The 4,676-nt window shown below is 62.9% G+C and carries 4 protein-coding genes; all 4 read left to right on the top strand.

The window, feature by feature from the left end; all coding sequences use genetic code 11:
- The first annotated feature begins 30 nt into the window (after nucleotides 1-30).
- Nucleotides 31-687 carry a response regulator transcription factor RqpR gene (rqpR, locus tag CIC12_RS11595; protein WP_168664256.1) on the top strand — a complete coding sequence of 219 codons (657 nt, stop codon included), beginning with the start codon at nucleotides 31-33 and terminating at the stop codon, nucleotides 685-687.
- A 291-nt stretch (nucleotides 688-978) separates the two neighbouring features.
- Nucleotides 979-2,370, top strand: coding sequence for an amino acid permease (locus CIC12_RS11590; RefSeq protein ID WP_168664255.1), 1,392 nt, complete (start codon nucleotides 979-981; stop codon nucleotides 2,368-2,370).
- 366 nt (nucleotides 2,371-2,736) lie between these two features.
- A complete protein-coding gene (locus tag CIC12_RS11585) occupies nucleotides 2,737-3,267 on the top strand; it encodes a (2Fe-2S)-binding protein (RefSeq protein ID WP_168664254.1) in 531 nt (176 codons plus the stop codon).
- A gap of 10 nt (nucleotides 3,268-3,277) precedes the next feature.
- A partial coding sequence (locus CIC12_RS11580; protein WP_168664253.1) for a xanthine dehydrogenase family protein molybdopterin-binding subunit occupies nucleotides 3,278-4,676 on the top strand: 1,399 nt, incomplete at its 3' end.

Below are 4,676 nucleotides of genomic sequence, written 5' to 3'. Positions count from 1 at the left end.
AGCGCGCGCTGCAATCGTGAGCGCGCCGACATGAGCCTGCGCATCCTGATCGCCGACGACCACGCCGTGGTTCGCCAGGGCGTTCGCCAATTGCTGCTCGACCGCGGCGTGGCACGCGAAGTCATCGAGGCGCAAAGCGGCGCCGAAACCCTCACCGCCGTCGGCCTGCAGAGCTACGACGTGGTGCTGCTCGACATTTCCCTGCCTGACATGAACGGCGTCGAAGTGCTCAAGCGGCTCAAGCGCAAGGCGCCGCGCGTGGCCGTGCTGATGTTCTCGATGTACCGTGAGGACCAATACGCGGTGCGCGCGTTGAAAGCGGGGGCCGCCGGCTATCTGTCGAAGACGGTCGACGCCGCGCAGATGATCGGCGCGATCCAGCAGGTCGCGGCCGGCCGCAAATACGTGAGCCCGGCGATGGCCGAAGCGCTGGCCGACTACGTGTCGTTCGACGGCGAACAGCTGCCGCACGAAAAGCTCTCCGATCGCGAATACCAGACGCTCTGCATGCTCGCATCGGGCAAGCGGCTGACGGATATTGCGGCGACGCTGTCGCTGTCGGTCAAGACGGTCAGCGTTTACCGCACGCGGCTGCTCGAAAAAATGAAGCTGCGCAATAACGCGGAACTCACCTTCTATGTGATGAGCAACCGCCTCGTCGATCTGAACCCGGCGATGGCTGGCTGAGCCCGCCTGTACTGCCGCATCTCCACGTCTGCTGAATAGCGAGCCGCTGCCCCAGCTCGTTGGCAAGAGAGATTCCCTCCCCATTATTCGCACATCGAGCGAAAGCTTTGCTGCCGGTCCGCGTCCTGCGCATGAACGCCACACGCGAAGCCCTCGGGCCGGCAGTTCCGCCCGCCGGGCGCGCGCTCCCCTGTATGTCCCAAAATAGTGCGGCGACGCGCATCCGCTAAAATCGTGGGTTTCCCCGACATTCGGCGCGCAACACGCGTGCACTACTGGAGACCCACGCCAATGTCCCTGTTTCGCAAAAAGAGCGTTGAGCACATGATCGCGGCAAGCGCTCGGAATGCCGGCTTGAAGAAAGAGCTCGGCGCGCTCGATCTGACTTTCCTCGGTGTCGGCGCCATTATCGGCACCGGCATTTTCGTGCTGACCGGCACGGGCGCCGTCCAGGCCGGCCCGGCGCTAATGATCTCGTTCCTGATTGCGGCACTCGCGTGCGGCTTCGCCGCGCTCGCCTATGCCGAATTCGCGTCGACCATTCCGGTCGCGGGTTCCATCTACACGTATTCGTACGCGACGCTCGGCGAACTGGCCGCGTGGATCATCGGCTGGGACCTGATGCTCGAATATGGGCTGGCCACGTCCGCCGTATCGGTGGGCTGGTCGGGCTATCTGCAATCGTTGCTGTCGGGCTTCGGCGTGTCGCTGCCGGTCGCGCTGACGGCGGCGCCGGGCGCATTGCCCGGCCACGAGACCCTGTTCAACCTGCCTGCGTTCCTCGTGATGATGGTGATCACCGCGTTGCTGTCGATCGGCATTCGCGAATCCGCGCGGATCAACAACATCATGGTCGCGATCAAGGTGACCGTCGTGCTGCTGGTGATCGGCGTGGGCGTTTTCCACGTGAGCCCGGCCAACTGGCATCCGTTCATGCCGAACGGCTGGAGCGGCGTATTCGGCGCGGCCGCGGTCATGTTTTTCGCGTTCATCGGCTTCGATTCGGTATCGAACGCGGCGGAAGAGGTGAAAAATCCCAAGCGCGATCTGCCGGTCGGGATCATCGCGTCGCTGGGCGTATGCGCGGTGTTGTACGTGGCGGTGGCGGCGGTAGTCACGGGCATCGTGCCGTCGGCGAAGTTCGCGAATATTTCCCACCCGGTGTCGTACGCGTTGCAGGAAGCGGGGCAGACGTGGGTCGCGGGATTTATCGACCTCGGCGCCGTGCTCGGCATGCTGACGGTGATTCTGGTGATGGCTTATGGTCAGACGCGGATCATCTTCGCAATGTCGCGTGACGGGCTGTTGCCGGCGCGGCTCTCGCGGCTGCATCCGCGCTTTGCGACGCCGTTTTTCACGACGTGGCTCGTGGGGATTTTCTTTGGCTTGATCGGCGCGCTGGTGCCGTTGAATGTGCTCGCTGAGCTGATCAATATTGGCACGTTGGCCGCGTTTTCGATGGTGTCGATTGCGGTGCTTGTTTTGCGGAAGACGCATCCTGAGTTGCCGCGGGCGTTTCGTTGCCCGGGTGTGCCGGTGGTGCCGATTCTGGCTGTGGCGTCGTGTCTGTTTCTCATGTTCAATCTTCAGCGTGTGACTTGGGCTGCTTTTGGTATCTGGCTTTTGATCGGCATGGTCATTTATTTCGGGTATTCGCGGCGGAATTCGAAACTCGCTAAGTGAGTTTTCTTTTTGCCTGTGCGGCGCTTTGGGTGTGCTATTTGGATGTTGGCCTTTCCTTGATGTCACGGTGGTCTATTGGCGTTGCCCCTGTGCGGGGCGGCAACGCTAATAGACAGCCGTGAATTCAAGGAAAGGCCAACACCCCATGAACGACGCGCAGCGAATTCAACAAAAGCCCAACATCCAGACAAACACAAAAAACAAAACCGGCTCGCACACTTCCCCTCATAGCGCGCCCGCCCGATTTGTGCTTTACTTTTCGGCAGACTCATAAAAAAACCGCAGCACCCTTATCGGACCCCACGAACAGGCAGCTGAAGGCAAGAAAACAAAGGTCCGGTCTCATCCCCATCAGGAGACGACTTCATGACGATCAGCATCAGTCTGACGGTGAACGGCGCGCCCATTAGCGCCTCAATCGACCCCGGCACCCTGCTTGTCCAGTTCCTGCGTGATCAACTCCGCCTCACCGGCACCCACATCGGCTGCGATACCGCCCAGTGCGGCGCCTGCACGGTCCACCTGAACGGCCGCGCGATCAAGTCGTGCAACATCCTTGCGGTGCAAGCCGAAGGCGCGAACGTCACCACCATCGAAGGGCTCGCGCAGAGCGGCACGCTGCATCCGATGCAAGCCGCCTTCAAACACTGCCACGGTCTGCAATGCGGATTCTGCACGCCCGGCATGGTGATGAGCGCGGTGTCGCTCGTCGAGCGTCAGCCCGAGCTCACCGGCGACGACGTGCGCGCGCAACTCGACGGCAATCTATGCCGCTGTACGGGCTATCACAACATCGTCAAGGCGGTGCTAGAAGGCGCCGAGGGCATGAAGTCCTCCGGCACGGCCAGCGCCAATGCCGCTCCGTCCGCCACGGCCGCCGCGTCGGTCACCGCCTGAGGAGCCCACGATGAACGCACCCGACACTCACCTCATCGGCGCCTCCGTCGAACGTAAGGAAGACTACCGGTTTCTGACCGGCAACGGCCAGTACACCGACGACATCGTCCTGCCCCAGCAGACCTATGCGATTTTCCTGCGCTCGCCACACGCGCACGCCAGGATCAACAGCATCGACACCACCGCGGCCAAACAGTCGCCGGGGGTGATCGCCATCTTCACCGGCGCGGACATGGCCGCGGAGAACGTCGGCGGGCTGCCGTGCGGCTGGCTGATCCACAGCACCGACGGCAAGCCGATGAACGAGCCGCCGCATCCGGTCATCGCGCATACGAAAGCACGCCACGTCGGCGATCAGGTCGCGCTCGTGATCGCCGATTCGATCAAGGCCGCGAAAGACGCCGCCGAACTGATCGAGGTCGACTATGACGTGCTGCCCGCCGTGGTCGACACCGCACATGCGGCCGATCCAGGCCAGCCCGCGGTTCACGATGAAGTGCCGGACAACGTCTCCTACAACTGGGGCCACGGCGACAAAGCCGCGACCGACGCCGCGTTCGCGAGAGCCGCGCACGTCACCGCGCTCGACATCGTCAACAACCGGCTGATTCCGAATGCGATCGAACCGCGTGCGGTCAATGCGAGCTACTCGGCGCAGGACGACAGCTATACGCTGTACGTCGCGAATCAGAATCCGCACGTCGAGCGTCTCCTGATGGCCGCGTTCGTGCTGTCGCTGCCGGAATCGAAACTGCGCGTGATCGCGCCGGACGTCGGCGGCGGCTTCGGCTCGAAGATCTTTCTGTACGCCGAAGATGTCGCGCTGACGTGGGCCTCGAAGAAGATCCGCCGCCCGGTCAAATGGACCGCCGAGCGCTCGGAAGCATTCGTCTCGGATGCGCACGGCCGCGATCATGTGACGAAAGCCGAACTCGCGATGGACGCGGACGGTAAGTTTCTCGCGATGCGCATCCACACGATCGCCAACATGGGCGCGTATCTGTCCACGTTCGCGTCGAGCGTGCCGACCATCCTGTACGCGACGCTGCTCGCCGGCCAGTACGCGACGCCCGCGATCTACGCAGAGGTGAAAGCGGTTTTCACCAACACCGTACCCGTCGACGCCTATCGTGGCGCGGGGCGCCCCGAAGCGACCTACGTCGTGGAACGCCTCGTCGAAACCGCCGCGCGCGAAATGAAGCTCGATCCGGCGGAAATCCGCCGCCGCAATTTCATCCGCGAGTTCCCCTATGCGACCCCGGTCGGCCTCACCTACGACACCGGCGACTACGAGACCATCCTCGCGCGCTCGCTCGAACTCGCGGACGTCAAGGGTTTCGAAGCACGCCGCCAGGAATCCGAAAAGAATGGCAAGCGGCGCGGGCTCGGCTACTCGTGCTACATCGAAG

The sequence above is a fragment of the Paraburkholderia sp. SG-MS1 genome (assembly GCF_012275575.1).
GTDB lineage: Bacteria > Pseudomonadota > Gammaproteobacteria > Burkholderiales > Burkholderiaceae > Paraburkholderia.
This window is presented reverse-complemented; position numbering and strand designations above follow the sequence as displayed.

Excerpts from the sequence above, each read along its gene's own strand:
- rqpR (WP_168664256.1), top strand. The coding sequence starts at position 31 with ATGAGCCTGCGCATCCTGATCGCCGACGACCACGCCGTGGTTCGCCAG.
- CIC12_RS11585 (WP_168664254.1), top strand. The coding sequence starts at position 2,737 with ATGACGATCAGCATCAGTCTGACGGTGAACGGCGCGCCCATTAGCGCC.
- CIC12_RS11590 (WP_168664255.1), top strand. The coding sequence starts at position 979 with ATGTCCCTGTTTCGCAAAAAGAGCGTTGAGCACATGATCGCGGCAAGC.